The organism is Roseovarius gahaiensis (assembly GCF_011601345.1).
Lineage (GTDB): Bacteria > Pseudomonadota > Alphaproteobacteria > Rhodobacterales > Rhodobacteraceae > Roseovarius > Roseovarius gahaiensis.
Window position 1 is genome coordinate 15,998 of the sequence record NZ_JAAORB010000015.1, and the last position, 26,669, is coordinate 42,666.

28 protein-coding genes are annotated in these 26,669 nt (G+C 62.3%); 9 read left to right on the top strand and 19 right to left on the bottom strand.

All coding sequences use genetic code 11. The features are described 5' to 3' along the window. Position 1 precedes the first annotated feature (1 nt). Complete coding sequence (locus tag HAT86_RS09285; protein WP_167196279.1) at positions 2–1,330, bottom strand: ABC1 kinase family protein; 1,329 nt, start codon at positions 1,328–1,330, stop codon at positions 2–4. 149 nt (positions 1,331–1,479) lie between these two features. Here HAT86_RS09285 and HAT86_RS09290 point away from each other — a divergent pair, with 149 nt between their 5' ends. From HAT86_RS09290 to HAT86_RS09300, 3 genes are all read left to right on the top strand, one after another. After that, a complete protein-coding gene (locus HAT86_RS09290) occupies positions 1,480–2,496 on the top strand; it encodes a C4-dicarboxylate TRAP transporter substrate-binding protein (RefSeq protein WP_167196282.1) in 1,017 nt (338 codons plus the stop codon). Positions 2,497–2,574: 78 nt separating this feature from the next. Beyond that, positions 2,575–3,222, top strand: a complete 648-nt coding sequence (locus tag HAT86_RS09295) for a TRAP transporter small permease (protein WP_167196285.1) — start codon at positions 2,575–2,577, stop codon at positions 3,220–3,222. Beyond that, complete coding sequence (locus tag HAT86_RS09300) at positions 3,222–4,622, top strand: TRAP transporter large permease (protein ID WP_167196288.1); 1,401 nt, start codon at positions 3,222–3,224, stop codon at positions 4,620–4,622. Before HAT86_RS09295 ends, HAT86_RS09300 begins: the two co-directional genes overlap by 1 nt. Positions 4,623–4,673: 51 nt before the next feature. On the opposite strand, the gene HAT86_RS09305 is transcribed toward HAT86_RS09300, so the two are convergent. Together HAT86_RS09305 and HAT86_RS09310 are read right to left on the bottom strand one after the other, a co-directional pair. Then, positions 4,674–7,085: a YbcC family protein gene (locus HAT86_RS09305; protein ID WP_167196291.1), complete on the bottom strand. Its 2,412-nt coding sequence runs from the start codon at positions 7,083–7,085 to the stop codon at positions 4,674–4,676. 16 nt (positions 7,086–7,101) lie between these two features. Further along, the gene (locus HAT86_RS09310) at positions 7,102–8,652 is read right to left on the bottom strand and encodes a proton-conducting transporter transmembrane domain-containing protein (protein WP_167196294.1); all 1,551 of its coding nucleotides are present in this window, start codon (positions 8,650–8,652) and stop codon (positions 7,102–7,104) included. Between the two features lie 114 nt (positions 8,653–8,766). Between HAT86_RS09310 and HAT86_RS09315 the strand changes: the two genes are divergently transcribed. Then, positions 8,767–9,657 (top strand): LysR family transcriptional regulator, encoded by an 891-nt coding sequence (locus HAT86_RS09315; RefSeq protein WP_167196297.1) that lies wholly within the window; start codon positions 8,767–8,769, stop codon positions 9,655–9,657. Positions 9,658–9,772: 115 nt separating this feature from the next. Here HAT86_RS09315 and HAT86_RS09320 read toward each other — a convergent pair whose 3' ends face one another. Further along, positions 9,773–10,768, bottom strand: coding sequence for a flavin monoamine oxidase family protein (locus tag HAT86_RS09320; protein ID WP_331272524.1), 996 nt, complete (start codon positions 10,766–10,768; stop codon positions 9,773–9,775). Further along, the gene (locus tag HAT86_RS09325; protein ID WP_167196303.1) at positions 10,765–11,436 is read right to left on the bottom strand and encodes a cupin domain-containing protein; all 672 of its coding nucleotides are present in this window, start codon (positions 11,434–11,436) and stop codon (positions 10,765–10,767) included. The genes HAT86_RS09320 and HAT86_RS09325 overlap by 4 nt, the downstream gene beginning before the upstream one ends. Positions 11,437–11,637: 201 nt before the next feature. On the opposite strand from HAT86_RS09325, the gene HAT86_RS09330 reads away from it, so the two are divergent. From HAT86_RS09330 to HAT86_RS09345, 4 genes are read left to right on the top strand one after another with little or no spacing between them, the layout of a single operon-like run. After that, the gene (locus tag HAT86_RS09330; protein ID WP_167196306.1) at positions 11,638–12,384 is read left to right on the top strand and encodes a MotA/TolQ/ExbB proton channel family protein; all 747 of its coding nucleotides are present in this window, start codon (positions 11,638–11,640) and stop codon (positions 12,382–12,384) included. Positions 12,385–12,386: 2 nt separating this feature from the next. Then, positions 12,387–12,767 carry an ExbD/TolR family protein gene (locus HAT86_RS09335; protein ID WP_167196309.1) on the top strand — a complete coding sequence of 127 codons (381 nt, stop codon included), beginning with the start codon at positions 12,387–12,389 and terminating at the stop codon, positions 12,765–12,767. Positions 12,768–12,770: 3 nt separating this feature from the next. Then, positions 12,771–13,196, top strand: coding sequence for an ExbD/TolR family protein (locus tag HAT86_RS09340; RefSeq protein WP_167196312.1), 426 nt, complete (start codon positions 12,771–12,773; stop codon positions 13,194–13,196). Then, positions 13,193–14,065 carry a cell envelope integrity protein TolA gene (locus HAT86_RS09345; protein WP_167196315.1) on the top strand — a complete coding sequence of 291 codons (873 nt, stop codon included), beginning with the start codon at positions 13,193–13,195 and terminating at the stop codon, positions 14,063–14,065. The genes HAT86_RS09340 and HAT86_RS09345 overlap by 4 nt, the downstream gene beginning before the upstream one ends. Positions 14,066–14,071: 6 nt before the next feature. Here HAT86_RS09345 and HAT86_RS09350 read toward each other — a convergent pair whose 3' ends face one another. From HAT86_RS09350 to phnG, 9 genes are read right to left on the bottom strand one after another with little or no spacing between them, the layout of a single operon-like run. Next, positions 14,072–15,277, bottom strand: a complete 1,206-nt coding sequence (locus HAT86_RS09350; protein WP_167196391.1) for an alpha-D-ribose 1-methylphosphonate 5-triphosphate diphosphatase — start codon at positions 15,275–15,277, stop codon at positions 14,072–14,074. A 2-nt stretch (positions 15,278–15,279) separates the two neighbouring features. Further along, positions 15,280–15,885 carry a phosphonate metabolism protein/1,5-bisphosphokinase (PRPP-forming) PhnN gene (phnN, locus tag HAT86_RS09355; protein ID WP_167196319.1) on the bottom strand — a complete coding sequence of 202 codons (606 nt, stop codon included), beginning with the start codon at positions 15,883–15,885 and terminating at the stop codon, positions 15,280–15,282. After that, on the bottom strand, positions 15,882–16,565 hold the full coding sequence (phnL, locus tag HAT86_RS09360) for a phosphonate C-P lyase system protein PhnL (protein ID WP_167196322.1): 684 nt from the start codon (positions 16,563–16,565) through the stop codon (positions 15,882–15,884). The genes phnN and phnL overlap by 4 nt, the downstream gene beginning before the upstream one ends. Before the next feature lie 59 nt (positions 16,566–16,624). Continuing rightward, positions 16,625–17,407: a phosphonate C-P lyase system protein PhnK gene (gene phnK / locus HAT86_RS09365; protein ID WP_167196325.1), complete on the bottom strand. Its 783-nt coding sequence runs from the start codon at positions 17,405–17,407 to the stop codon at positions 16,625–16,627. Beyond that, positions 17,404–18,261: an alpha-D-ribose 1-methylphosphonate 5-phosphate C-P-lyase PhnJ gene (locus HAT86_RS09370; RefSeq protein WP_167196328.1), complete on the bottom strand. Its 858-nt coding sequence runs from the start codon at positions 18,259–18,261 to the stop codon at positions 17,404–17,406. Before HAT86_RS09370 ends, phnK begins: the two co-directional genes overlap by 4 nt. Beyond that, positions 18,258–18,854, bottom strand: coding sequence for an HAD family hydrolase (locus HAT86_RS09375; protein ID WP_167196331.1), 597 nt, complete (start codon positions 18,852–18,854; stop codon positions 18,258–18,260). Before HAT86_RS09375 ends, HAT86_RS09370 begins: the two co-directional genes overlap by 4 nt. Next, positions 18,851–19,963, bottom strand: a complete 1,113-nt coding sequence (locus HAT86_RS09380; protein WP_167196334.1) for a carbon-phosphorus lyase complex subunit PhnI — start codon at positions 19,961–19,963, stop codon at positions 18,851–18,853. Before HAT86_RS09380 ends, HAT86_RS09375 begins: the two co-directional genes overlap by 4 nt. Further along, positions 19,963–20,529: a phosphonate C-P lyase system protein PhnH gene (gene phnH / locus HAT86_RS09385; protein WP_167196337.1), complete on the bottom strand. Its 567-nt coding sequence runs from the start codon at positions 20,527–20,529 to the stop codon at positions 19,963–19,965. The genes HAT86_RS09380 and phnH overlap by 1 nt, the downstream gene beginning before the upstream one ends. Beyond that, positions 20,529–20,984: a phosphonate C-P lyase system protein PhnG gene (gene phnG / locus HAT86_RS09390; protein ID WP_167196349.1), complete on the bottom strand. Its 456-nt coding sequence runs from the start codon at positions 20,982–20,984 to the stop codon at positions 20,529–20,531. Before phnG ends, phnH begins: the two co-directional genes overlap by 1 nt. A gap of 97 nt (positions 20,985–21,081) precedes the next feature. Here phnG and phnF point away from each other — a divergent pair, with 97 nt between their 5' ends. Continuing rightward, on the top strand, positions 21,082–21,798 hold the full coding sequence (phnF, locus tag HAT86_RS09395; RefSeq protein ID WP_167196351.1) for a phosphonate metabolism transcriptional regulator PhnF: 717 nt from the start codon (positions 21,082–21,084) through the stop codon (positions 21,796–21,798). Positions 21,799–21,808: 10 nt separating this feature from the next. Here phnF and HAT86_RS09400 read toward each other — a convergent pair whose 3' ends face one another. The 5 genes from HAT86_RS09400 to phnC form a co-directional block, all read right to left on the bottom strand. Then, the gene (locus tag HAT86_RS09400; RefSeq protein ID WP_167196353.1) at positions 21,809–22,426 is read right to left on the bottom strand and encodes an LbetaH domain-containing protein; all 618 of its coding nucleotides are present in this window, start codon (positions 22,424–22,426) and stop codon (positions 21,809–21,811) included. 1 nt (position 22,427) lies between these two features. Continuing rightward, positions 22,428–23,777, bottom strand: a complete 1,350-nt coding sequence (gene phnE, locus HAT86_RS09405) for a phosphonate ABC transporter, permease protein PhnE (RefSeq protein WP_167196355.1) — start codon at positions 23,775–23,777, stop codon at positions 22,428–22,430. A 3-nt stretch (positions 23,778–23,780) separates the two neighbouring features. Beyond that, entirely contained in the window at positions 23,781–24,656 is an 876-nt protein-coding gene (gene phnE / locus HAT86_RS09410) for a phosphonate ABC transporter, permease protein PhnE (RefSeq protein WP_167196357.1), read from the bottom strand. An 81-nt stretch (positions 24,657–24,737) separates the two neighbouring features. Continuing rightward, positions 24,738–25,640, bottom strand: coding sequence for a phosphonate ABC transporter substrate-binding protein (gene phnD / locus HAT86_RS09415; RefSeq protein ID WP_167196359.1), 903 nt, complete (start codon positions 25,638–25,640; stop codon positions 24,738–24,740). A 72-nt stretch (positions 25,641–25,712) separates the two neighbouring features. After that, entirely contained in the window at positions 25,713–26,537 is an 825-nt protein-coding gene (gene phnC, locus HAT86_RS09420; protein ID WP_167196361.1) for a phosphonate ABC transporter ATP-binding protein, read from the bottom strand. Positions 26,538–26,669 lie beyond the last annotated feature (132 nt).

Sequence of the window (26,669 nt, forward strand, 5' to 3'; positions counted from 1 at the left end):
CTTAATCGGACAGATAGGGCGCGATTAGATCGGCCAAAGGCACACGTGCCCCAATCCGTCGGGCCAGCAAATACAGCCCCGCCACCTTGCGCTGGACGAACAAGGCGTCGATTTCCGGCACAGTCCAATGCGTGTTGTCCATGCCCAGTTCCAGCCCGGCCTGATGAAGTTGCCCGGCCAGATCCGACAATGCGAAATCAAACGGGCCGCTCTGCCGCATTGGGCTTGTGGCCAGCATCAGCATGTCCAGCAGCGTCTCAAGCCGCGCGGCGGGCATGGCTGTGTCCAGATACCCAAGATCACAGGCGGCCTGATACAAGGTGAGCCGGTCCCCCTTGACGCCAGCCACCAGCATGGCGCGGAACATCTGGATGCTTGCCGGGCCAAATTCGCGGGTGGCCCCGAAATCCAGCAGCACAACCCGCGCGGTGGCCGGATCATAGCGATAGTTTGCAAAATTTGGATCTGTCTGCATCAGGTGAAACTCTAACAATTCACGCAGAAACAGCTTGAACAGTTGGGTCGCCACCCGATCGCGCAGGTCTTGCGGGCTGTTGGCCAAACTTTCCAACGGGTCACCCGGCGCATAGGTCATCGCCAGAATATTTTCAGTTGTCAGGTCGGGGTGACGGTCAGGCACCAAAAATTCAGGACTGTCGGCCAAAAGTGTTGCAAAACGCGACAGATACCGGCCTTCGCGTGCGTAATCGGCTTCTTCATGCAGTTGCGCTCGGGCCTCATCCAGCAGGGGGGTCATATCCAACCCTTTTGGAATCAGGCCCGACAGCTTGATTATAGACGCAACATTTGCCACATCGCTGTCGATGCTGCGCCGAACGCCGGGATATTGAATCTTCACCGCCAAGCTGCGCCCGTCGCGGGTTTCAGCGCGATGAACCTGCCCGATGGAGGCCGCCGCAATCGGGCGCACATCAAATTTGCGAAATCGTTTTTGCCAATCGGTGCCCCATTCGCGGATCAGCAGCGGCTTTAATTGTTTGGGCGGCATGAAATGTGCCTCGGCGCGGAGGCGGGCGAACACATCGGCCAGCTCTGGCGGCAGAACCTCGCCTGCGTCCATCGAAATCAACTGTCCCACTTTCATGGCCGCGCCGCGCATGCGCGCCAACTCATCGGCCATGCGCGCTGCGTTGGCGGGTGTGAGCAACAGGTCGCGCCAGCGTGGGCGATCGCCCCCGGCCCATTGGCGCGCGCCATTAAGGGCCATTGATCCGGCCATCCCGGATGCCATGGATCCAAACCGCGCAAGTCGTGCGATACGCGTTCCGGGCACCGCCAGTGCGCGGGGGGTGGATCGGTGGTCACTCATGTCGGCACTCCTGCGCTACACGCGTCTGACAATAGCGCTGCGGAAGGTCTTTGCCAGTTCATGTCACCGGTTTACTTTGGCAAAAGCCGGGGGCAATCTGATGGCAATCGGGCATAGCTCGACCCAACGATAAACAGGGAGAATAAAAGATGCAGAAACTGCTTGCGAAAACCGCCGTGGCGGCCATTGCGATTGCCTTTGCCGGTGAGGCGATGGCGACCGAATGGAACGTTTCACTTTGGGGCAAACGCCGTGCGTTTACGGAAAACACCGAAAAGCTGGCCGAATTGGTGGCCGAGAAAACCAACGGCGAATTCACGCTGAATATCAGCTATGGCGGCTTGTCCAAAAACCGTGAAAATCTGGACGGGATCAGCATTGGTGCTTTTGAAATGGCCCAGTTCTGCGCTGGCTATCATCGCGACAAGAACCCGACGATTACCGTTTTGGAACTGCCATTCCTTGGTGTCGAAACGCTGGCGCAGGAACGCGCGCTGTCGATGGCGCTGTATGATCACCCGGCTGTCCAAGACGATCTGGCGCGTTGGAACGCAACCCTGCTGATGCCCTCGCCGATGCCACAATACAACCTTGTGGGCCTTGGCGATGCGCCGCGCAGTTTGGACGATTTCGAAGGTCTGAGCGTGCGCGCGACCGGTGGTATCGGCGCGGCGATGGAAGCCGTCGGTGCGGTGCCGACCTCGATGTCGGCCACCGAGGTGCGCCAGTCGCTCGATAGCGGTGTGATTTCGGCAGCCGCCTTTGCCCCGCATGCGCATATGGCCTTTGGTACGATTGAAAACGCCAAGTGGTGGACCACCAACCTCAACCCCGGCACCGTGAACTGCCCCGTCGTGGCGAATACCGATGCGCTTGAGGCGCTGCCGGAGGATCACCGCGACGCGCTGTTGAGTTCCGTTGACGAGGCGCTGGACCATTACGTTGACAATTACACCAACAACACGATGGCGGCGTGGGGCCCGGCCCTGGATGAGCGCGGGATCGAACGCATCACCTTTGACCAAGAGTCGCTGAGCGCGTTCGAGGCCGCCGTGGCCGGACCGGCCGCGCAGGCGTGGATCGAAGACATGAGCGCACGCGGCTTGCCAGCCCAAGAGCTTTACGATTTCGCGACCGGTAAGCTGGCTGAACTGAAATACCAATAATCAGTCCACTCACTGATCACCCCCGCGTCCGGTTTGGTTTGGGCGCGGGGCACTTTCTAGACAAACAAGGGGACAGGGATGGCAGGTGCCGCATCTGTGCTGTCGGATGACAGCCGCCTAAGCCGGATTGACCGCTCTCTTTACAGGCTGGAACGCATTTTGGCGTTGCTCAGCGGGCTGGCGGTGTTTGGTTTGATGATCCTTGCCGTCGTTTCCGTGGCCGGGCGAAACTTTTTCAATCAACCCTTGCCCGGGTATGTCGATTGGATCGAACAGGCGATGCCGCTGATCGCCTTTATGGGCGTGGCCTATACGCAGCGTGATGGCGGGCATATCCGGATGGATATCCTTGTTGGCGCGTTGAAGGGCCGCTGGCTGTATCTGGCGGAAATAATCACCACACTCGCCATCCTTATCCTGATGGTCTTGCTGGTGTGGGGCACATGGGCGCATTTCGACCGCAGCTTTGACTGGAACGCCCCGATGTGGAGCCGCGACAGTTCGATGGATATCGCCTTGCCGCTTTGGCCTGCGAAACTTTTGGCACCTATGGCGTTCGGAGTGCTGTGCCTGCGGCTGACGTTGCAGTTGTGGGGCTTTGGCCGCGCTTTCTTGCGCGGAGAGGATCAGCCTGTTGCCGTGCCCTTGGTAACTGACGCGGCCACGCAGGCCGCGCTTGAGGCCGAACATGTCAGTGGCCGCGACGACACCAAAGGGGGCCTATGATGGATAGCATCGACATCGGCCTTGCCGTCACTGGCGGCCTATTGGTGTTGGTCGTGTTGGGGATGCGGGTGGCGTTTGCCGCCGGTCTTGCTGGCATGGTGGGCCTGATCTGGATTTTCTGGTCCAAAAAAGGCTACGCGCCGGATGATTTTGGCTGGGCGTTGACCGTGGCGGCCAAGACCGCCGGGCAGGTTCCGCATTCCAAGGTCAGCTCCCAAGCGCTGAGCCTGATCCCCACCTTTATCCTGATTGGGTATCTTGCGTATTACGCCGGGTTGACCCGCGCCTTGTTCGAGGCCGCCAAACGCTGGATTGCATGGGTGCCGGGCGGCTTGGCGGTGTCCACCGTGTTTGCCTCGGCGGGCTTTGCGGCTGTGTCGGGGGCCAGCGTGGCCACATCGGCTGTGTTCGCGCGGATCGCGATCCCCGAAATGCTGAAAATTGGTTATGACAAACGCTTTGCCGCCGGGGTTGTGGCGGCAGGCGGCACGCTGGCCAGCTTGATCCCGCCCTCGGCCATTTTGGTGATCTACGCGATTATCGTTGAACAGGATGTAGGCAAACTGTTGTTGGCCGGGTTCATCCCCGGTGCGTTTTCGGCTGTGGTCTATGGGCTTTTGATCGTCGGGCTGGCGCTGACGATCAAAGGCTTTGGCCCGCCGGTGCGCGGCTTTACATGGCGCGAACGGCTGGTCGTGTTGCCGTCGGCCTTGCCGATTGTTCTGGTCGTGGTGACGATCATTTTCTTTGTCTACAACCCCTTTGGCGGCGACGCGTGGGGCACGCCCACCGAAGGCGGCGCCATTGGCGCGTTCATCGTGTTCCTGATCGCGGTTTGGCGTGGGATGCGGTGGACCGAGTTGAAAGATGCGCTGTTGGAAACCGCCAAGCTGAGCGTGATGATCTTTACCATCATCTGGGGTGTTTTGATCTATGTGCGCTTTCTGGGGTTTGCCGATCTGCCCGGCGCATTCGCCGACTGGATCACGTCTTTGACCCTGTCGCCCATGCTGATCTTGATCTGCATTTTGCTGGCCTATGCGATATTGGGCATGTTCATGGACGCCATTGGCATGCTGTTGCTGACCTTGCCGGTGGTCTACCCGGCGGTCATGGCCTTGAACGGGGGTGAATTTGTCAGCGCGGCAGACAGTGCCTTTGGCATGTCCGGCCCGATGTGCGCGATCTGGTTCGGTATATTGGTGGTCAAGATGGCTGAGTTTTGCCTGATCACGCCGCCAATTGGTCTGAATTGCTTTGTCGTGGCCGGGGTGCGGCCTGATATCAGTGTGCAGGATGTCTTTCGCGGGGTTACGCCGTTTTTCATCGCCGATGGCATCACCATCGCGCTTTTGGTGGCGTTCCCCGCGATCGTGCTGTGGCTGCCGGGACTGGTATAGCAGTGGGGCGGTCGGGGCCGGTGGCAGGTGCGCACGCGGCCCCAAGAGATGTCATTCAGCGGCGATGGATGCCTGAGCGGTGGTGTTATCGATGGCCGACCATTCCAGATCACCGTCATAGCGCCACGCCAGTTTGCCTTTGTCGTCCATGGCGATCAGGTGCAGCCAGCCATTGTCGAACAGCGCCTTGACCCCGGCATGGCGCGACAAGATATCCGACATCGCCTCGCGCGGGGCTTCGATGATCACTGACAGGCGCAAGGGATCGTGCTGAAACCCGTCACCATCATGCACCGATTGCCACGGCAGGCCGGGGCGCAGCGCGCCGCCGTTGCCCTCTAGCACGCCAATACCACCCGCCACATTGTGCAGCAGTTTATTGCCGCCGCCGAACAGGTCGGGGACCACGGCCGAGCCATAGTATTGCAGGCTTATCCAACTGGCCACGACGACCGGCGCGGTCATGATCAATTCCAGCACACCAAACCCATCATCGGCCCGCCAATCGTAATTGTGCAGGAAGGATTGGCCCGACAGGGCCGTTCCGTTGGTGCGGTGACGTGGCGCGGCAATGAAGGCCCGGCACCCGGCCAGCCCCCATTCGGGGCGCAATTCGGCCCAGTCGGTGGCGCGGCGCGCGATATCGCGTTCGGCGTTGTTGGCACGCGGCAGGCGCGCGGCGCGTTCAGCGCGTGACAAACGGCCCGCCGCTGTCAGCCACTCACGCAGTTGCGCAATCTCTTTCGCCCATTGCGCCGTCGGCTGGTCATCCTCGTAAAGGGTCACCGCGTCAGTGGTGGTGTCATGCAAGGCTGGCAGAAACAGGGTGTCTGCCGGAATGTCTATGCCCGCATAGCGCAAGCCGTCGCGCACGGCCTTGTCGTTCAGCAGGCCCGCCAAAAGCCGGGCATTCACGTCGCCCGCGTGGCCGCCACAGGCCCCGCAATGCAGCCCGCTTTCATGCGGGTTGTTGGTGACGTTGGCCCCATGCCCGGCCAGCATCACGATGGGGGCGAAATTGCCGGTCAACGACATGGCGTTGAGCACCGATTGCGCCATTGCAACGCGTGTTTCCGTGTCGATTGACGGATCAAACTGCGGCGTTGGTTCGGGTTGGGTTTTGTGGTGCCCAAGGCCAAGCCCGTCGCGCAGCAGTTTGCCTGCATAAAGCGGGCCTGTCGCCTCGACAAAGGCGAAGGACGACACCGCCGCCAGCTTGAACCGGCCCCACGCCCGTTTCGCGCGCGCGGCATAGCGGCGATCCAGATCGGTCTTTTGCGGCTCGGCGGCGCGGGATGTTGCGGCCGCCTGCAAAAGAACCGGGCCACGGGTCTCGGTAATATCCGAGCCGGCGCAGCTATGGGTCGTGGCCAAACCGAAAAAACCGGCAAACCCGACGGTTTCGATGCTGGCGTCCTGCGTTTCCAACGCGCGGCGGTAAACTTCGGACCGCACGTCGATACAAAATGCGGCTTGCAGGGCTGGACGGCCTTCGAAGGGCTGCGCGTTGTTTGCATCAAGGGTGTCGGCAAGGCTGCGCTGTTCGGCCAGTTCGGCCGCGGTTTGCAGGACGGCATCGATCACCAGATCCTTGGTCGGGGTGACTGGCGTTGCGTGCTGCGCCAGAATGTCGGTCCACCGCTGCACGATTTGGTCGCGATACAGGCCAAACAACGCCTCTTCATAGACCAGTCGAATAGCCAGCAATTCCGCGGCTGTGGTGTCGTTTTCTCCGTTCAATTCGGCCTGCCACAAATGGTAGCGCGCATATTGCGCCCATCCGCCCAGCGTGATCAGTAGCCGATGATAGGCCGAACCCGCGCCGGCGGGCGTGATGCCCAGCGTTTCCGAGGCCCGGCCCATCGCCCGCCATGGCGAGCGTGCGGTTTCAGAGACAAACGCGCCAAAGCCTTTCAGCCCGTGGATTTCCGGTGTCAGATCGCGCGAGGCAAACTCGCGCCACGCGCTGAAGGCCCCGCCGGTGCGGGCGGGTTGCCACAGGGCTTGCCCCTCGTCGAAATAGCTGGCGGCCCATGCGCCGATCCGTTCGTCGATCAGGCCGGGCCAGTCTGTGCCGGACACATCCGTCGCCAGCTCGGCGATCGTGGGTAGTGCCACAGGTGTGGGGGCCGTGCTGTCCAGCGCCGCCTTGATGTCATGGAATGTAGGCGGGTCAAACGGGCCAGTGGTGCGGCTTAGCGCGTCTTGGATATCGGCGTCGGTCAGGTGTCCGGCGGCCTGTTTTTCTTTCCAGACCGGCCGCGCAGGCGTGATGCGCACCCCGGCCACCCGGCCCATGCGCGCCGCTGTCACGGCCAGCGGCTCATCTGACTGGCCCAGAAACGGGTTTACCGCAACGCTTGCGGCCAGCGGGAACAAGGGCGGGATTTGCTGGACCGATTCATTGGCCAGTGCGACCAGTTCCAAAAGGGCAGCAGGGTAGGTTTCGTGCTTTGTGAACATGTTCGTTTCCCTTTGTTCAGGTCTGTGACCGCTTGGACCAGCCATTCAGCAGCCGGTCGAAGATTGCGTTTGCGTAGAGCCCATTGGATAGGTGCACGCGAATACCTGCGGCGGCCGGGTGCCCGGCCCATAGCGGAAAGGTGGCCTGCGCAATCGCCACGATGCCAAAGCTGAGCAGCGCCAGAACAATCAGCGCCCATTCCAGCGGGCCGGGATGTGGGACCGGCGGCAAGGTGCCTGCGGTCACATGCTTGGCGGCCATCTGAAGCGCGAAATAGCTGATCGAGGTGATCCCGGCGTAAAGGATGGTGCGCCGTGTCAACGCGCCGGGGGCGGCATCGGCAAGGCCCTGCGCTAACAAGTAGGCCACGCCGAAAATCAGGATCACGCCAAGGGCAATGGCCTGCACCGATTTTCCGTCAAACCCAAGCGCAAGCCCGACCAGCGCATAGATTGCGATTGCCACACCGAAAGCTTGCAAAACATTGCGCGCCGAGGGCACGGCCACCGGGCCGGGGCGCCGGATCGCGGCGATGTTCTTGACGGCCTCACCGGCGCTTAGGAACGCATGGGCCTTGTAAAGCGAATGCGCGGCAATGTGCAAAAGTGCCAGCGGGAACAGCGCAAGGCCACATTGCAGCACCATGAACCCCATCTGCGCAATCGTGGACCATGCCAATGAGGTTTTGACCGCAGGCTGGGTCAGCATCACCAAGCCGCCGAACAGGGCAGTGAACCCGCCCAGCATGACTAAAAGCGCCATCACCCCCGGCGCAGCCAGCATCACGTCGGCAAACCGGATCAACAGGAACCCGCCCGCGTTGATCACACCGGCATGCAGCAAGGCCGAAACCGGGGTGGGGGCCTCCATGACTTCGGTCAGCCAGCCATGCATCGGGAACTGTGCCGAGGCCAGAACAGCGGCCACGGCAATCAGCAGCGCGGCGGATAGGGTTGTCAGGGTGGGCTCAACATTGGCAAGCAGGGTCGCGATGTCGGTCGTGCGGTAGGTGACGATCAACAGCAGCACGGCGCCAAGCAGGGCGACTTCGCTGGCACGGGCGATCACCGCCTTTTTGCGGGCCGCGCGCTGCGCGGTCGTCCGCTCGGGGTAGAACAGCAACAGTTTATGCAGGCATAGGCTGGTTGCGCCCCATGCCAGCACAAGCTGGATCAGGTTGCCTGACATGACCAACAGCAGCACTGCCGCCAGTGTCGCGGCCATCCATCCGATAAAGGCACCTTGCCGGGCCTCGCCATCCATGTAGGTGGCCGAAAACCGCAGGACGACCCAGCCGATGAAGCTGACCAGAACCAGCATCGTGGCGCTGACCGCATCCAGCCGAACCGACAGCCCGACGCCAAGCGCGCCAATCAACGGTGATGTGCCCGGTCCTTGCAAGGCCAATAGGGCCGAGGCAAGGGCCGAAACGCCAAAGGCTGCCAAAGCGGCCCATTCGGCCTGCTTAGGAAGGCGTCCGGGGCGCAGGCCCGGAGTGCGGCGTGCCGCCAGTGCAAGGGTGATCAAGATCACCGGGGCCAGAAGCGGCAAAAAGAGATGGATCATGGTGCAGGTCCCCAAATCGACGGTGGAAAAATTACGTTCCAATCGGATTAAGGCAGGGCGCACTTCAATAAAAATACATTGTTAATAAGTTATCGTTCTGTAAAATAGAATAATATGCCGCTGAACTATCATCATCTACGCTACTTCTGGGCGGTTGCGCATGACGGCAACCTGACCCGGACCGCGCAGCGCCTGAACCTGTCGCAATCGGCCTTGTCCGTGCAGATCAAGCAGTTGGAAGATCGGCTGGGCCACCCCCTGTTTGAACGCCGCGGACGGCAATTGCATTTGACCGAGGCCGGGCGGATCGCGCTGGATCATGCGGATGCGATTTTCACCACCGGCCAAGAGCTTGTGGCCACGCTGCAAGAAACCGGGCGCAGCCGTCAGGCGCTGCGCGTCGGGGCGTTGGCCACGCTGTCACGCAACTTTCAGATCGGGTTCCTGCGCCCCGTTCTGGCGCGCCCAGATGTGGATGTGATTGTGCGATCCGGCAGCGCGGCCGAGTTGCTCGACGGACTGGCGACGCTGAATTTCGATCTTGTTTTGATGAACCGTGAGCCGCCTGTCGATAGCCTGACGCCGTATGTGTCACACCGTCTTGTCGAACAATCCGTCAGCGTGGTGGGCGCGCCATCAAGATTGAATCCGGCCAGCTCTATCGCGGATTTGCTGAAAGATCAGCCCTTTATCCTGCCGACGACCGACAGCACCGTGCGCAGCGCGTTTGATGCGCTGGCCAGCCGTTTGGGTGTGCGCCCGCAGGTGGTGGCCGAAGTCGATGACATGGCGATGATGCGGCTTTTGGCGCGTGAGGATATCGGCTTGGCACTGGTTGCGCCGATTGTCGTCAAGGATGAGTTGGCATCCGGTCGGTTGGTTGAGGCGGTTGAGCATCCGAAGATTACCGAAACCTTTTATGCCGTGACCTTGCGTCGCCGGTTTCCCAATCCGCTGGTCCAGGATCTTTTGGCCGATCGCTTGGATTTCAACTTGGCACCGTGAAGTCTCGGGGGGCAACGTGGCCCGGTGACACCAAACAACGCGTAGCCCGGTCGGCGGGTCAGGAATCAGCCGCGCGACGGCCTTGAACCGGTTATCAAGTCCAGCAGCACGCAGGTCATCCAGCAATCGTCGCAAGGCGCGCACGGGCAATTTCGGCGGCGGCAAGGGCCCCTTCCAGAAAACCGCCATCCTCGGACGTGGCCTCGGTTCCGGCAAAGATCAGGCGTTGCGTTGCGGGCAGCGCGCGATAGACGGGGTGTCCGGCAAGCGGGGTTTGATCGGCGGCAGTGGCGGTGGCTGCATCGGTGCTCCAGTCCTTTACAAGCACCTGATCCGGGGTTGCGGCCTCTGGCCCGAACAATCGCGCCAATTGTGTGATCGCCGCGTCTTGAAATCCTGTGTCGCGCGCTGCGCCGGGATGGGCAAAACCAAAAAGCGCGCCCGCCGTCTGATTATCGGGCGAGGCGTCGTGAATCTCGGCCAGCGGCCCGCGATGCGAGATTGCATCGCCGTTCAGCCCCTGTTCGCGCCAAAAGGGGGCCGGGTAGGTTGCGACCAGTTTAGCCTGCCCAGCCATCCATGTTGGCACATCTGGCAGGGCAACGCCCAGTCCCGTTGCCAGACGCGGCGGCAAGGCCAGTACGACGCGCGCGGCGCGCAGGCTGGTGCTGTCTTTTGTGATCGTTACGCCTGCAGCATCCTCGGCCACCTTTTGGACGGGGCAGGACAGGTGCAACGCGTCGCCCAAAGGCGCAGCCAGCGCATCGGTGATCCGGCCCAATCCGCCAACAACGCGCAACGCCCCGCCCATGGTGGCAAACTCCAGATCCCGGCGGATCATCCCGCCGCCATCTTCGAACACCAACCGACCCGAGGCGTATTGTGCAAAATGGCTCAGGCCCAGCTGATCAATCAACGTCAGCATCCGACGGTTCTGCGGCCAGATCCATGAAGGCCCCAGATCATAGCCGTCCTGCGACAGAACCCGGCCACCGGGCCGGTCTCGTGCCTCAAGCACTGTCACCGCGCGCCCCTCGGCTTGTAAGGCCGTTGCCAGCGCAAGGCCCGACAGCCCTGCGCCAATAATACAGACCTCGGTGTCAGGGGTCACGCAGGGGCCTCGCCGATGTGGCGCAAGTGGCCTGTCTTGATCCAGACGCGCGCGCCCTCGGGGCCTGCTTTGGCCGTGAACTCTGACCCGACCGGCAAGCGCAGCCAATCCCATTGACCAAGCGTGTCGCTGTCATCCGACAGCGCCCCGTCGATCACGAAAACCTCTAGCCCGCCCGAGGCATCAAGCCGGCGCACCGTGTCGGGTGCCCAGCGTTCCATGACCACCCGTTCACGTGCGTCTTCGTGCAACGGCAAGCTCTCGACGCCCGGTGCTGCCTGCGACCATTGCGCCGTGCCGCTGTCGATCTGGACTTGGGTGCGATCGGCGGGATCGAACTGGTGCAGCTTGACAAGGATTGTCGCCCCGTCGTGCGCGGCTGGCCTATGCGATGATGTCGGCGGATTGCGCACATAGAACCCGGTTGGAAAGTCGCCATCTTCATCCTGAAATGTGCCGTCAAGCACTAGGTATTCCTCGCCCCCGTCATGGGTGTGGGGGGAAAAGGCGCTTCCGGGATCAAACCGCACGATCGTGGTGGCGCGGGCGACCTCATCGCCCATACGGTCCAGCATCCGGCGGCGCACACCGGGCATAGGGGAGGCGACCCAATCGCTTTCGTTATAGCGCACGACGGCGCGCTGGCTGAAATCTGCGTTCAGTTCCATCTCTGGTCAGCTCCTTGGATGAACGGTCATCTGAATTGTTGCTGAGGTGGATCGCGAACGCAACAGGTCAAGCATGACCTTGCCGGATAACACGCCGGTGCCGGTGGTCAGTGCAAAGCAATACCCTTGAAGCGGTCTCAGAAGCGCTTTAACCCGCACATATCGCAGCATCCAGGCGGTATTCTTCAAGCGAGGCAGACCATGGCAGACCCGAACAGCAGCTCACCGGAACAAAGCACATCTGCAGCAACCTCTTTGCCTGATGGTGGGCTTTTTCAGGCGCAGTCGGGATTCGACAGGGTAAGTGATTTCATCATGCTGGGCGGGCCTGCGATATGGGCGATCACGGCGGTTTCAGTCATCGCTTTGGCCTTGATTCTATGGAAAATCTGGCGGCTGGCGCTGATGGGCGCATGGGCGGGTGGCAAACGCGCGGCAAGCGCGGTGGCGCTGTGGGCTGAGGGGCAGGAAGACGCCGCGATGGCCCAAGTGCAGGGGCGACAAACCTGTCGCGCGGCGCTGATCCGCGCGGCGATGGAGTCGCGCCGCGACCCGACATTGGATGAGGCATCTGCCCAAGCGGAAACCGAACGTGTGGCGCGCAACCTTTTGGCGCAGGCGCGCAGCGGATTGCGCCCGTTGGAACTGATTGCAACCATCGCGCCATTGCTGGGCCTGTTGGGCACGGTTCTGGGCATGATCGCGGCGTTTCAGGCCTTGCAGGCAGCGGGCAGCCGGGCCGATCCGGCGATCTTGGCCGGCGGCATATGGGAGGCCTTGTTGACCACAGCCGCCGGCATGGCCGTGGCGATCCCTGCGTCGATGGCCCTGACGTGGTTCGAAAGCATCGTGGACCGGTTGCGCCTTGAGATGGAAGACGCGGCAACCCGGATTTTCTTGCGCCCGTTGCAAGGCGCGGATGATGCCGTGGCCCGCGCGGCCGAGTGATCATGTTTGCCTTCGACAGCCCAAGGCCACGCCGCAAGCCCAGCCTGACACCGATGATCGACGTGGTGTTTCTGCTGCTGGTGTTTTTCATGCTGGCCTCGCGGTTCGGCATGGATACGCAGGTGCCGCTGAACGTGGCAGGGCAGGGGCAGTCACCATATTCCGGCCCGCCGCGATTGGTGGATATCCTGCCCGACAGCCTGCGCCTGAATGGTCAGGTCGTGGCGGTCGCGGATTTGCCATCTGCCTTGGCCGATCTGATGGAGGCCCCTTCAGATACCATCGTGTTACGCGCGCGTGATGAGGCGCAGTTGCAGCGTTTGGTCGATGTGATGCAGCACTTGCAGCGCGCCGGGTTTACGGGTTTGGTTCTGGTGGAGTAACCGATGCGATTTTCCACACCACCGCGCCGCCACCCGCCCGAAAGCATCGTGCCGATGATCAACGTGGTGTTTCTGCTGCTGATCTTTTTCCTGATGACGGCACAGATCGCCCCGCCGGATCCGATCGAGGTTGAGCCGCCCATGGCGTCGCAGCCTGGTGGCGTGGCCGAGGGGGAATTCACGTTGTATCTTGGGCCCGACGGTGCGTTGGCCTTTCGTGATGTTACCGGTGAAGAGGCCGCGATTCCGGCGCTGCAAGCCGCCAAAGACGCGTATTGCGCCTTGGGCGGATGCTCGGACACTGTGCCACCGCCGCCGGTGATCCTGCGCGCCGATGCTGAACTGCCGGGCGCAACATTGGCGCGGTTGATGCCGCGGCTGGCGCAGGCCGGCTTTGCGGAAATTCAGCTTGTGACGGTGGCGCAATGATCCGCTTGACCGAATTTTTGGCGTTCGTGGCCGTGGCGGTGGCCCTGCATTTGGCGGTTGCCCTTTGGGAACCGCAAGACACGGGCCTGACTGCCGCTGGCGACGCGGGGCAAGCCGTGATCTCGATGCAGGTGTCGGATGCGCAACTGGCCGATATGGTCGAACGATGGGAGACACCGCCCGATCTGTCCGCGCCGGTTGATGCGCCTGACATGCCGCAGGTCGCGGCCACGGACCCGCCGCCGTCGCCAACTGCGCCAAGCGTTGATCCCATGCCGCGCGCCACCGCGACAGCGCCTCAGGGTCTGGCCTTGCCCGCGCCTGAGAGCGTGCCCGATGCTTCGGTGACAGCTCCACCCCCGCCGCCAGTCGCCAAGCCCACGCCCAACACCGCCAAGCTGGCCGACACGCGCCCGCGCGAGCGCCCGAAACGCAGCACGCCACCCAAGCCCAAGGCCAAAGCAGACCCCGCGCGCAATCCCGCAGCGGCGAGCACCGCACAGCGCGCGGCGGGGCAAGGGCAGGGGGCGGATGCGGGCAATGCGCGCGCGTCTCAAGCAACCAGCCTCAACGCCGGGCAAATCCAAAGCCTGACCGCGCAATGGGGGGCCAAGCTGCGCCGCAAGGTGGAGCGGCGCAAGCGTTATCCGTCGGCGGCGCGCGGGGCCTCGGGCACGGTGCTGGTGCGTTTGACGGTTGGCCGTGACGGTAGCCTGCGGGGGGTCGCGCTGGCGCGCTCGTCGGGCAATGCCGCATTGGATCAGGCGGCGGTGCGGGCCGTGCAATCGGCAGGACGGTTCCCGGCTGCGCCCAAGGGGCTGTCCAAGCCCAGCTACAGCTTTACCTTGCCCATGCAGTTCAACCGCTAGACCGGGTTATCCAACTTGGCGGCCTTTGCTCCAGACCCCGCGCACCACGGGGGTGTCGCCCATGCTGGCCACGCGCACCATATCGGCCCGGCGGCCCCTAGCCAACTCACCCCGGTCTGGCAACCCGGCCACCTGTGCCGGATTGGCCGTCACGGTGCGGATGGCGCGCGGCAAATCCTGCCACAGCGCCCCCAAGCGGAAGGCCGACAGCAACAAGGCGGAGGGAACGTAATCTGACGATACGATGTCCAGCAGGTCCGCATTGGCCAGTTCCAACGCGCTGACATTGCCCGAATGCGAGCCGCCACGGATGATATTCGGCGCGCCCATCATGATCGCGGCGCCATGGGCGCGGCAGGCCTCTGCGGCCTCGAATGTGGTCGGGAACTCGGCAAAACCGATGCCATGGGTGACCGAGGCCGCCACCTGATCGGCGGTGGTGTCATCATGGCTGGCCAGAACCGCGCCCAGCCGTTTGGCATGCGTCACGGCACCGGTTTCATGCCGGTCGCCAAATTCTGCGCGCAGGCCTTTCAAATGCGTGACGTGATCGTTGAATTCCGAATCGGTCATTCCGCGTTTCTTGGCGACATAGGTTTTCAGCTTGGAAATATCGCGAAACTGCCGCTGTCCCGGCGTGTGATCCATCAGGCTGAGGATGCCAATCCGGTCCTCCGGGGTGAATTCGTCCAGTTCCTCCAGCAGCGTTTCCGAGCAGATTTCGGCCCGCAGGTGCAAAAAGTGGCTGATCCGTAGGGCATCAGCCTTGCGCAGGGCCAAGATCTCATCGGTCAGGGCGCGGGCATATTTCACATAGCCACCTTTGCCACGATGGATCGACCCGACGCGCATGGCATCGAACACGGTGGTGATGCCCGTGGCCGCCAATTCGCCGTCATGGGCCAGAATGGCCGACAGGTGGGGCCAGTCAACCGATGGGCGCGGTTCGATATGGCGTTCCAGATTATCGGTGTGCAATTCGATCAGACCGGGGATCAGGTAATCGCCGTCGCAGTCAATCGCGCCTTGGCTTACATGGGCACCTTCGGTGATGTCGGCAATATGGCCGTCTGCAACGGTCAGTGATCCATGCAAGACAGTGTCGGCCAGAACAAGCCGCGCATTGGCAAGGTGTAACACGTCACCCGATGTCTGTGCCTTGGGCTGTGGCGTATCGGCTGGGGCCGTTGTGGTGGAAGGGGCTGAGATCATGGTCAAGTCTGTCCTTCTGTCGGCGCGTCATGTTGGGCAAGGCCCAGGGACTGCAACGCGCTTGCGACTGTTGCCGCAAGCGGGCCGTCGTTTTCGATGTGATGAACGGGCAGGCTTGGGTCCAGCTGTGCCGATGCGCGGGCCAGACGGCTTTCGATATCCGTTGGCGTTTCGCGCCCGCGTGCCTGAAGGCGCTGCGCCAATGTTGCAGGCGCTGCGGTGATGTTCAGCACGACAAAGCCGGGAAACAGCTGTGCCGCTTGGGTCAATACCCCGCGTGACAGGTTGGCCATGCGCTGCGCCCCGTGCTGCACATCATCCAGCACGGCGGCGGGAATGCCATAGTGCAGGCCATGTGCCTGCCAATGCAGGCAAAAGCCACCATTTGCGGCGCGAGCCTGAAACTGGTCAAGGCTCAGCGCCTCATAGTCCTCGCCGCTTTGGCCCGGTGGACGGGTGATGGCGCGCCGCACCGGCTGCACGCCGGGTGCGGCATGGGCAAGCGCCTGCATTACGCTGTCCTTGCCAACACCCGAGGGGCCGACCACGGCAATCAGCCGCCCCGTGCCGGGCCTTGCCGCCTGGGTATCATCGCGCGGGGCGGTCATGCGGCGCGAACCGGAGTGAAGGCGGTCACGTCGATTTCGCGGTCGCAGACCTGATCGCGGGCGGCCTCGTCGTGGAAGATCCCAACAATCGCCGCGCCACGCGCCTTGGCCGCGCCGATCAGATCCAGCACAACGGCGCGGTTGGTGGCGTCAAGGCTGGCGGTGGGTTCATCCAGCAAAAGGGCGGGGTAGTCATGCGTAAAGCCGCGTGCAATATTCACGCGCTGTTGCTCGCCGCCCGAGAATGTCGTGGGCGACAGACCCCACAGGGTTTGCGGAATATTCAGCCGCTCCAGCAACTCTGCGGCCCGGTCGCGGGCCAGATCCCGCGGCGTGCCGACGGCCAGCAACGGCTCGGCTACCACGTCAAGCGTGGGCACGCGGGGCACGACACGCAAAAACTGGCTGACATAGCCCAGAACATCGCGGCGCATGGTCAGGATATCGCGCGGGCTGGCATCGGTGACCACCGTGCGACCCACCCGGATGCTGCCGTGTTCGGCAAGGTAATTGCCGTAGATCATCCGCATCAGCGTGGATTTGCCAGCCCCGGAGGCCCCGACCAAGGCCACGCATTCGCCTTTTTGCACCGACAGGTTGGCCCCCTCCATCACGCGGATCGTGGCGCCACCCTGATTGTGCAGCGTAAAGGCTTTGGACAGGTTTTCGATCTCAATCATGGGCGTTCTTCTTGCTTTGAATATCCTAAGGGGTCCGGGGGCAAACCGCCCCGGCGGTCTCAGACTTGCAACACGCTTGAGACCAGAAGCTGTGTGTAGCCATGTTGTGGGTCGTCCAGAACCTGATCGGTCAGGCCTTGTTCTACCACATGGCCGGATTTCATCACCATCAGCCGGTCGGCCAACAGGCGCACGACAGCCAGATCATGGGTGACGATAATTGCCGACAGCCCCATGTCGCGCACCAACCCGCGCAGCAGGTCCAGCAGGCGGGCCTGCACGCTGACATCCAGCCCGCCCGTGGGTTCGTCCATGAACACCAGTCTTGGGCCGGTCACAAGGTTGCGGGCGATTTGCAGGCGTTGCTGCATGCCGCCCGAAAACGTTGCGGGGCGGTCGTCAATCCGGTCGGGGGCTATTTCGACACGGTCCAGCCAATCGGTGGCCTTGTCGCGAATGTCGCCGTAGTGGCGCGCGCCCACGGCCATCAGGCGCTCACCCACGTTGCCGCCGGCACTGACCCCCATGCGCAGCCCGTCGCGGGCATGTTGGTGGACAAAGGCCCAATCGGTGCGCGCCAGCATGCGGCGTTCGGGTTCGGACATGGTGACGGTATCGCGCGGGCCATCGGCGCGGGTGTCGAAAATCACTTGGCCATTATCGGGCGTCAGGTGGCCCGCCATGCAGTTCAGCAGCGTGGATTTGCCCGAGCCGCTTTCGCCGACAATGCCCATCACCTCGCCGGGATAGAGGTCAAACGACACGTCGGTGCATCCGATATGGCTGCCATAGCGCTTGGCGATGTCGCGCACGGATAACAGGGGTTGGGTGTGCTCGCTCATGCCGCATCCTTTCCGCGGTGGCCCGCGGCTTGTCTGGTCTCGCAAAAATCGGTGTCCGAGCAGACGAACATGCGCCCGCCTGCATCGTCGGTGATCACCTCGTCAAGATAGCTGTCTTCCGCGCCGCACAATCCGCAGGGGTGATCAGCCTTGGACGCCTCGAAGGGGTGATCTTCGAAATCAAGGCTGACGACGCGGGTATAGGGCGGCAGGGCATAGATGCGCTGTTCACGCCCTGCGCCGAACAACTGGATCGCCGGGCAGTCCGACACTTTCGGATTGTCGAATTTCGGGATCGGTGACGGGTCCATCACATAGCGGCCTTCCACCTTGACAGGATAGGCATAGGCGGTGGCGATATGGCCATGGCGGCTGATGTCTTCATAAAGCTTCACATGCATCAGCCCGTAATCCTCAAGCGCGTGCATCTTGCGGGTTTCGGTTTCGCGCGGCTCTAGAAAGCGCAGCGGCTCGGGGATGGGCACCTGATAGACCAGAACCTGCCCCGCGTGCAGGGCCGTTTCCGGCACCCGGTGGCGGGTCTGGATCACGGTGGCATCTGTCGTTTTCGTCGTCACCTCAATGCCTGCGGTGCGGCGAAAGAAGTTTCGGATCGAAACGGCGTTGGTGGTGTCGTCGGCCCCTTGGTCGATCACCTTGAAACGGTCCGAAGGCGTGAGAACCGCCGCCGAGACCTGCACGCCGCCCGTGCCCCAGCCATAAGGCATGGGCATTTCACGGCTGGCAAACGGCACCTGATAGCCGGGAATGGCCAGACCTTTGAGGATCGCACGGCGGATCATGCGTTTGGTTTGCTCGTCCAGATAGGCAAAATTGTAGGGTTGATCGGTCACAACAGGCCCCTTTCCATAAGGTCCGCCTCAAGGTGGTCGGGCGTGGTAAAGTGATGCGCTTGCCAGCCTGCATCCCGCGCGCCTTGCACATTTGCGGGGCTGTCGTCGATGAACAGGCAGTCGTCGGGCCGCAGACCGGCGCGTTGGCATAGCAGGTTGAAAATTGCCGGATCGGGCTTGGTCAGGCCTTCGCGCCCCGACACGATGGTCACGCCGAACGCATCGTGCAGGCGGGGGTGCAATGTCAGCCCGATGGGCCATGTCTCAGCGGACCAGTTGGTGATTGCGTGCAACGCATGACCCTTGCGTTTCAGACGGTTGATGATGGCCCATGTGCCCTCGATCGGGCGTTGCACCGTCAGCGCATAGCGTTCGGGATAGCGTGAAAACAGCATCCTGTCGTCCGGATCGCCAATTTCCTGCGCCAAGGCGCCAAACCGTTCGCCCCGGTCGGCGCGTTGGTTGCGGTCATGAAAGGCTGTGCGTTCAAGAAAGGCATCCGTTTCTTTGCGGCAGCCCAGATCGGGCAGGAACGCCGCAGCGGGATCCCATTCGACCAGAACATTGCCGATATCAAAGACCACGGCGCTCATTCTGCGGCCTCGGGGTGTTGTGCGGCCGCAGCATCCGCCCGGTCCTGCACGTCGCGGCGCAGTTTGCGGACCAGCTCCAGTTCAGACTGAAAATCGACGTAATGCGGCAGCTTGATATGCTCCAGAAAGCCCGTCGCCTGAATGTTGTCGGCGTGATACAGGACAAACTCGGCGTCTTGCGCGGGCGCGCCGGTATAATCCTCGCCCAGTTCTTCCCACCGCAGCGCGCGATCGACCAAAGCCATCGAGATCGCCTTGCGCTCGGTCTGGCCAAAGACCAGACCATAACCGCGGGTGAATTGCGGCGGCTGTGTTTTGGACCCGGTGAATTGATTGACGGTTTCACATTCTGTCAGGGTGATTTCGCCAATCTCGACGGCAAAGCCCAGCTCGGGAATGTCCATTTCAACGGCTACCGCCCCGATCCGCAATTCACCGACAAAGGCGTGGTTGCGGGCATAACCGCGCTGCGTGGAGTAGGCCATCGACAGCACAAAGCCTTCGTCGCCCCGCGCCAAGGCCTGAAGGCGCAAGGCACGCTCGGCAGGCAGTTCCAGCGGTTCGCGCGTCAGGTCGGGCGGGGGCGTGTCATCGGCGGGGGCCTCTTCGATCAGCCCTTCTTGGTTGAGAAACCCGGTGACATGCGGCACATCGGCAGGCGCAGCATCGCCCTTCTGCGGCGCGGGTGGCGGCGCGTCGCCTTCGGCGGCCAGTTTGAAATCCAGCAGGCGGTGCGTGTAGTCAAATGTCGGGCCAAGGATCTGCCCGCCGGGCAGGTCTTTGAACGTGGCCGATATGCGCCGGTCGCAGGCCATATGCGCGGTTGCGACGGGGCGCGACGTGCCAAAGCGCGGCAAGGTGGTGCGATAGGCGCGGATCAGGAATATCGCCTCGATCAGATCACCGCGCGATTGTTTGATGGCAAGGGCCGCAAGGTCGGGATCATAAAGCGAGCCTTCGGCCATGACGCGATTGACCGACAGGGCCAATTGTTCGCGGATCTGCGCGATTGACAGTTCGGGCACGTCCGTATCGCCGCGGCGTTCCTCGGCCAGCCATGCATGAGCGTTGTCGATGGCGCGCTCTCCGCCTTTGACGGCGACATACATTACAAAACCTCGGTGGATCGGGGCAGGGCGGCCAGCCGCTGACCGCTGGTGAAAATGAAATCTAAGCCAAGCGGGAACTGTGCGGTGTTGGCTTGAAAGGCCGCTTTTTCCGGCAGCGACAATGCGGCGGTGTCTTTGATGCCGGGGCCGCGCAATACGGCCCCATCCGCGCCCAAATCGTCCAGTTCGACGATCAGCGTGGCGGATCGGTCGGGGTAGCTGGCGGTGCCGATGCTGTAGTCGGTCAGTGGTTGCAGATCCGCCCATGTGCCTACGGCAAAAGCGCAATCCGCCGGGCCGACCAAGGGCGCGCCAACATGAAACGCCAGCCAGTCGCGCAGCGCCGGTGTATCGCAAGGCCCGGCAAGATAAAGCGGCGTTTCGGCGTCACACAATGTCAGCAAAGCTGCGCCAGCGGCTGGTGAGAGCGGGGCGGGTGGTGTGGCGCCGGTGACGGTTTCGATATGGCCGGGGCGCGCCATCGCCTCCATCAGTGCGCGAAACGCCATCGCGGCTTGCGTTGCGGGCGTGTCAAAGCCGCCGCCAAGAGGGGTGCTGGTCTGCATCAGTCTTCTCCTCGGACAAGGGTGAAAAAATCCACCTTGGTGGCGGCAGCGCGGGCCGCGCGGGCGGCGCGGCGCTGGTCGGCCTCGGCGTGTAACGGGTCCAGCACGCTGGTTTGAATGTCTGCGGCTTGGTCTGTCTGCATCAGCGCGTCGACCAAGGCGGCGGCTTCCGCGTCGGCCTTGGTGCGGCCTTGAATGTAGGCGTGCCCGATTGTGCCGCAGTCCAGCGTCAGGGCGCAGCGGGTGACTGTCATTTCCCCTAGATTAAATGGCGCGCCAGTGCCGCCGGCGCGGCCCTGCACCATGACGCTGCCGGTTTCAGGGCGGCGCAACCATTGAAATTCGGGGCGCGGGCCAGACTGATCCAGCAGGTCAGCGACCCGACCGGTTTCAGCTTGGGCCAGAAGGCCCATCCATGATCGCCTTTGCGGGATATCCGGGCTGTGATCTTTCATCTCGACAAATCTGCCATTTCCTATACAACTAGACTTATTATGTCAGACCGACACGCATCAGGCCACAAGGGATTTGTGAATTTTGGATGACAAGGCATTGGCGAAACCGGCAAAGACACCGCTGTGGCTGACGATTTGCACGGCGCTGCGCCGTGATATTTTCGATGGCCGCTATGGCCCCGGTGACAAACTGCCGACCGAGGCGCAAATTGCCGAACGCTTTGGCGTCAACCGCCATACGGTGCGCCATGCCTTGGCCCGTATGGCAGAGGATGGCGTGGTGCGATCGCGGCGCGGCGCGGGTGTTTTCGTAACGGCACGCCCGACGGATTATCCGATTGGTCGTCGCGTGCGATTTCACGAAAACCTGCGCGCCGCCGGACAGCGCCCGGACAAACGCATTTTGCAGATCGAGACGCGCAGCGCGACAGCGGGCGAGGCGCAGGCCTTGCAAATCGAACCAGGATCGCCGGTTTGCGCCTATCATGGCCTGTCATTGGCCGATGATGCCCCGATCGCGGTGTTCGAAAGCGTTTTCCCGCTGGAACGTTTGCCGGGGATCGACACTGCGCTTGCCGCGCAGCCCGGTGTGACCGCCGCATTGCGCGAGGTGGGCATCGACGATTTTACGCGCGGGTCAACCCGGTTGACCGCCGTGGCCGCCGATGCCGCGCAAGCGCTGCATTTGCACCTGACGGAAGGTGACCCGTTGTTGCGGTCAACCGGCGTAAACGTCACCGCCGATGGTGTGCCTGTTGAATACGGGCGGACGCTGTTTGCCGGTGATCGCGTCACCCTGACATTGGACGAGTAGCGCCCCACGGTTAGCCGCCATAGCGCTCAAGAAACGCCTCGGCGGGCAGGGTGCGGAAATCGTCAAGCGCGGTGCGCAGGCGGTCATGATCCCAATCCCACCAAGCCAAGGCGATCAGCCGTTCGGCGATCTCGGGCGGCTGGCGGTGGCGCATCGGCTTGGCCGGTGTGCCCGCAACGATGGTGAAAGGGGCGACATCGCGGGTCACGATGGCCCCGGCGGCCACCACCGCGCCATGGCCCACGGTCACCTCGGGCTTGATCATGGCGGCGTGACCGATCCATGTATCATGCCCGATCTGCGCGCGGCGCGCCTTGCGCTGTTCAAAAAACGCAGGGTCATCCGCCGCATCGTCCCAGTAATCCGCCGAGCGATACAGGAAGTGGTGCATGCTGGCCGTGGTCAGCGGGTGGTCGGTGGCCCCAATCCGCACATAGCTGGCAATGTTGGAAAACTTGCCAATTTGCGCATTGGCAAGATCGGCGTAGCGGTCGCAATAGGAATAATCCCCGATATCGCTATGGGCCACGCGGCTGCCTTGGCCGATCTCGACAAAGCGGCCCAACCGTGTATCGGTGATCTGACAGCCGTCGTGAATGAACGGTGTGTCGGCACTGAGCCGGGGCATCTCAATGCTCCTCACTTTTGCCGATCAGACGGCCCCGCAACCAGCCCGAGAACCAGTCCATCGCGATCACCATCAGGATGACCAGAACGATGTAATAGCTCACCTCTTCCCAGTCTTTTTGGGTGATGATGGCTTGTGTCAGCAATAGCCCGATGCCGCCGCCGGTGATCGCCCCGATCACGGTGGCGCTGCGGGTGTTGGATTCCAGATAGTACAGAACCTGGCTCAGCAAGACCGGCGTGATCTGCGGGATGACGCCAAAGCGATAACGCTGTATCGGCTTGGCCCCGGTGGAGGACACGCCCTCGATCTGCTTGTCATCGACATTTTCCAATGCTTCCGAGAACATCTTGCCAAAGCTGCCGGTGTCGGTGATCAGGATCGCCAGCGCGCCGGTCATCGGGCCGGGGCCAAAAGCGCGGCTAAGGATGATCGTCCAGATCAGCCCGTCGACTCCGCGCACGAAGTCGAAAAAGCGGCGCACGGCAAAGCGAATGCTCATCAGCCGGGTAAAGTTGCGCGCCGCCAGAAAGGCCAGCGGTAGGGCCACGAGTGCGGCCCCCATCGTGCCGAGGAAAGCCATCAGGATCGTCTCAAAAATGGCCCAGATCACATCCTTGTGGCGCCACATGGCGTTGTTCCAGAAATCATGAACCATCGCGGCAATGTTGCTTTTGTCGGCGACCACTCGGTCGCCCGAGACGGCCAGCCCGGCCAGTTCGCCAAGGCTTTTGCCGTAAAACGGGCTGTCGAGGGTGAACCAGAACAGTTCCCAGCCGAAGGAATAGTTGTAGACCTCGGTGCGCGCACGGGTAACCGTGGCGCGCCCGCCTTCGCCGGTGATGTTGACCCGCGCGCCACTGGCGCTGATCCAGTCGGGCGTCTGGCCGTCGGGCGTTTCCAGAATGATGTCGCGCCCCTCGACGGTGACCGTGACGGTGCCGTAGTCGGGAATCGTATACCGCAGGGTCGAGCCTTCGATCTCGGCGCTTTCGCCGGCCTTCAGCGCGATGTTGACAGCATCCTCGCCCACCGGAGTGACGAAATCGGGGATCATCCCCTCGGGATAGGTGCCCTTGCTCTCACCCTCGATGGCAAAGACCAGCCCGCCGTTGCGGTTGTCGTGGGTGATATGGGTCTTGTAGCTGTAGCTGTCCGCGATCAGGATCTTGGCGTTGTCCATGCGCGCGCGCTCGGCCAGGCCGGGAAGGTCGAAGGCAAAGAACAGGTAGACGAAATAGCCCATCAGCACGATGGGCGTGAGGATCGCCACCAGCCGCTTGCGCGCCACAAGCGCGGTCGCGGTCTGTTTGAGGTCGGTGGCCCCGGTCATGTCGGCAGTTGCGGTCATGTGTCAGGCCTTTCCGATAAGTTTGTTGCGATAGTGGCTGGACAGCTGGTCGAAGAACACGATGGTCAAAAACAGCAGGATGAAGATTGCAGCGACCTCGTCATAGCGGCCCTGACCCCAGCTGAACGCGTTCTTGAGGTCGTAGCCGATCCCGCCCGACCCGACGAAACCAAGGATTGCAGAGGCGCGAATGTTGATCTCGAACCGCAAGAGCGCATAGCTCAGCCAGTTCGGGGCGACCTGCGGGACGACGCCCAGCATCATCCGCTGGCTCCAGCTTGCGCCGACGGATTCAAGGCCTTCCAGCGGCTTCAGGCTGGCATTCTCGTTGACCTCGGAAAACAGTTTGCCAAGCGCACCGGCGGTGTGCAGGGCGATGGCGATCATCGCGGGCACCGGTCCGCCGCCGAGGATGAAGATCAAGACAAGCGCGACAACGATCTCGGGGATCGCGCGCAGAACGTCCATCAGGCGGCGAAAGGGGGCGATCAGCCGTGGAAACCGCGCCAGCCCGCGTGTGGACAGTAGCGAAAGCATGATGGCCATGAGGCCCCCGACCAGCGTGGCGGCAGCGGCGATGTTGATCGTCTCGATCATCGAGGGCAGGAATTTCCACATCAGCGCGGGGATGAGCGCGGCTTTTTCGCTCGCCTCCTCTAGCACCTCGCCGGGAAACTTAAAGATATTCAGGATGCCGTCCCAGAAGCCGCCTGCGTTGCGGCTGTCGGCCAGCATGAAACCTGACACCATCAGCGCGATGAAAACAATCAGGATAATCCCGCCATACATGCGCTTGGTGCGGGCCATGGCCATGTAGGCGTTCTGGATGTCTGTCGTGCCCTTGGCGCCGACGGATTCGCCCAACGTGCTGTCGGTCATGCGGCTTTGCTTTCTTCTGGAGGTTTGGAAAAAGAACTGGCCGGCCCCGGATGGGACCGGCCAGAGCATGCGCCTTTCGGCTTACATTTTGGACTTGCGCGCCTCGACGATCGAGATATAGGCGTCGTGGTCGATCGGCATCATGCCCAGGGCTTCGCCGGCCATGAAGTTGTAGGCGCAATCGGCATCCATATAGGGCAGCGAGGCCATCAGGCCGACCATGTCCAGCTTGACGCGCTCGGGCAGGTCGGTGCGCAGAACGATCGGGCCTTCCGGGATCGGCTTGGATTTCCAGATCTCGACCAGCTCGTTCATGTCGACCAGACCGGCATCGGACGCCTTGCGCAGCGCGCCCGAGTTGTAGCCGTCTTCCCATGCGCCAAGGCCGTCGGCCCAGGTCACACCGCCGTCGATATCGCCATTGGCGACGGCGACGATGGTCTGCTCATGCCCGCCGGTGAATTTCACTTCGCCGAAATAATCGCCCGATTCCATGCTGGCACCGGTCTGCTCGGGGATTTCAATCGACGGGATCAGGTAGCCCGAGGTCGAGTTCGGGTCGCCAAATCCAAAGGTTTTGTCCTGCATGTCCTCAAGAGAGGTGATGCCGGTATCCTTGCGGGTGAAGCCGATGGAGTGGTAGCCGTAAGAGCCGTCCACATTGACCTTGACCAGAACCGGCTCGACCGCGTCGGGATCGGTCAGGTGGGTTTTGGCATAGGCCGATGCGCCCAGCCATGCCATGTCGATCGACCCGCCCAGCAGGCCTTGGATCACACCGTCGTAATCGGCCGGGGTAAAGACCTTTGTCGGCACGCCAAGCAATTCCTCGGTGTGGGCGCGGAAGCACTCGTTCGAGGTCATGCGGTCTTGGGCGTTTTCGCCGCCAAGGATACCGATGCGGAATTCCTCGATCTTGTCCTGCGCCAGCGCAGGGCTGACAAGGGCGGTTGTGGCCACGATGGCGGCAAACAGTTTGGTCATGGGTTCTCTCCGATTGGGTTGTCTTGGGTGTCGTGGAGTGTCGGCCCGCCAGCCCCGGCGGGCCAAGGGCCGTCAGACCGCGGCTTCGGCCTCGCGCAGTGCGCGCTTGGTGCCCCGGTCCAGCGTTTCGATAGAGGTCGATGTGCTTTCTTCGGAAAAGCTTGCATCGGCCCCGTAAATGTCACGCGCCGCGCCGGTCGTCAGTTGTTCGGGAGTGCCGTCAAAAACGATGCGCCCGTCGCGCATCCCGATGACACGGTCGCAATAGCGGCGCGCGGTATCCAGCGTGTGCAGGTTGGCAATGACCATGCGGCCATCTTCCTCGTGAATGCGGCGCAGGGCGTCCATCACGATCTGGGCATTCATCGGGTCAAGGCTGGCAATCGGCTCGTCTGCCAGAATGATCTGCGGATCTTGCATCAGGGCGCGGGCGATGGCCACGCGTTGTTGCTGGCCGCCGGACAGGGCTTGCGCACGCTTGGGCGCTTCGCCGGCAATGCCCAGACGGTCCAGAATTTCAATGGCTCTGTGGATGTCGGAGGTTGGATACAGGTTGAACATCGTCGACAAGGTCGAGCGGCTGTTCAGCGTGCCGTGCAGCACATTCGACACCACGTCCATGCGCGGGACAAGGTTGAACTGCTGGAAAATCATCGCGCAGCGCGATTGCCATTCACGGCGCGCCGCACCCTTGAGCGTGGTGATCTCGGCACCTTCAAAGGTGATACTGCCTTCTGTGGCGTCGCTGAGCCGGTTGAGCATCCGCAAAAGGGTGGATTTGCCCGCACCCGATCGCCCGATGATACCAATCATGGCCGGTTTCGCGACCTTGAATGTGGCGTTGTCCACCGCGCTTTTGTTGCCAAAGCGCTTGGTGAGTGACGTGACATGCAGCATATTGTAGCCCCCGCTTTTCGTCGCCGTGCTAAGCGGGGGGCATGTCAGCTGCGTGACTGTTCGGATTCAGTTTGGTGACAAAACTGTCAATATTTTATGACAGGCGTTGCCGCGGGCAAGGCCCGCGACCTC

Coding starts and splice junctions, on each gene's coding strand:
- HAT86_RS09285 (WP_167196279.1), bottom strand. CDS start 1,330: ATGAGTGACCACCGATCCACCCCCCGCGCACTGGCGGTGCCCGGAACG.
- HAT86_RS09290 (WP_167196282.1), top strand. CDS start 1,480: ATGCAGAAACTGCTTGCGAAAACCGCCGTGGCGGCCATTGCGATTGCC.
- HAT86_RS09295 (WP_167196285.1), top strand. CDS start 2,575: ATGGCAGGTGCCGCATCTGTGCTGTCGGATGACAGCCGCCTAAGCCGG.
- HAT86_RS09300 (WP_167196288.1), top strand. CDS start 3,222: ATGGATAGCATCGACATCGGCCTTGCCGTCACTGGCGGCCTATTGGTG.
- HAT86_RS09305 (WP_167196291.1), bottom strand. CDS start 7,085: ATGTTCACAAAGCACGAAACCTACCCTGCTGCCCTTTTGGAACTGGTC.
- HAT86_RS09310 (WP_167196294.1), bottom strand. CDS start 8,652: ATGATCCATCTCTTTTTGCCGCTTCTGGCCCCGGTGATCTTGATCACC.
- HAT86_RS09315 (WP_167196297.1), top strand. CDS start 8,767: ATGCCGCTGAACTATCATCATCTACGCTACTTCTGGGCGGTTGCGCAT.
- HAT86_RS09325 (WP_167196303.1), bottom strand. CDS start 11,436: ATGGAACTGAACGCAGATTTCAGCCAGCGCGCCGTCGTGCGCTATAAC.
- HAT86_RS09330 (WP_167196306.1), top strand. CDS start 11,638: ATGGCAGACCCGAACAGCAGCTCACCGGAACAAAGCACATCTGCAGCA.
- HAT86_RS09335 (WP_167196309.1), top strand. CDS start 12,387: ATGTTTGCCTTCGACAGCCCAAGGCCACGCCGCAAGCCCAGCCTGACA.
- HAT86_RS09340 (WP_167196312.1), top strand. CDS start 12,771: ATGCGATTTTCCACACCACCGCGCCGCCACCCGCCCGAAAGCATCGTG.
- HAT86_RS09345 (WP_167196315.1), top strand. CDS start 13,193: ATGATCCGCTTGACCGAATTTTTGGCGTTCGTGGCCGTGGCGGTGGCC.
- HAT86_RS09350 (WP_167196391.1), bottom strand. CDS start 15,277: ATGATCTCAGCCCCTTCCACCACAACGGCCCCAGCCGATACGCCACAG.
- phnN (WP_167196319.1), bottom strand. CDS start 15,885: ATGACCGCCCCGCGCGATGATACCCAGGCGGCAAGGCCCGGCACGGGG.
- phnL (WP_167196322.1), bottom strand. CDS start 16,565: ATGATTGAGATCGAAAACCTGTCCAAAGCCTTTACGCTGCACAATCAG.
- phnK (WP_167196325.1), bottom strand. CDS start 17,407: ATGAGCGAGCACACCCAACCCCTGTTATCCGTGCGCGACATCGCCAAG.
- HAT86_RS09375 (WP_167196331.1), bottom strand. CDS start 18,854: ATGAGCGCCGTGGTCTTTGATATCGGCAATGTTCTGGTCGAATGGGAT.
- HAT86_RS09380 (WP_167196334.1), bottom strand. CDS start 19,963: ATGTATGTCGCCGTCAAAGGCGGAGAGCGCGCCATCGACAACGCTCAT.
- phnH (WP_167196337.1), bottom strand. CDS start 20,529: ATGCAGACCAGCACCCCTCTTGGCGGCGGCTTTGACACGCCCGCAACG.
- phnG (WP_167196349.1), bottom strand. CDS start 20,984: ATGAAAGATCACAGCCCGGATATCCCGCAAAGGCGATCATGGATGGGC.
- HAT86_RS09400 (WP_167196353.1), bottom strand. CDS start 22,426: ATGCCCCGGCTCAGTGCCGACACACCGTTCATTCACGACGGCTGTCAG.
- phnE (WP_167196355.1), bottom strand. CDS start 23,777: ATGACCGCAACTGCCGACATGACCGGGGCCACCGACCTCAAACAGACC.
- phnE (WP_167196357.1), bottom strand. CDS start 24,656: ATGACCGACAGCACGTTGGGCGAATCCGTCGGCGCCAAGGGCACGACA.
- phnD (WP_167196359.1), bottom strand. CDS start 25,640: ATGACCAAACTGTTTGCCGCCATCGTGGCCACAACCGCCCTTGTCAGC.
- phnC (WP_167196361.1), bottom strand. CDS start 26,537: ATGCTGCATGTCACGTCACTCACCAAGCGCTTTGGCAACAAAAGCGCG.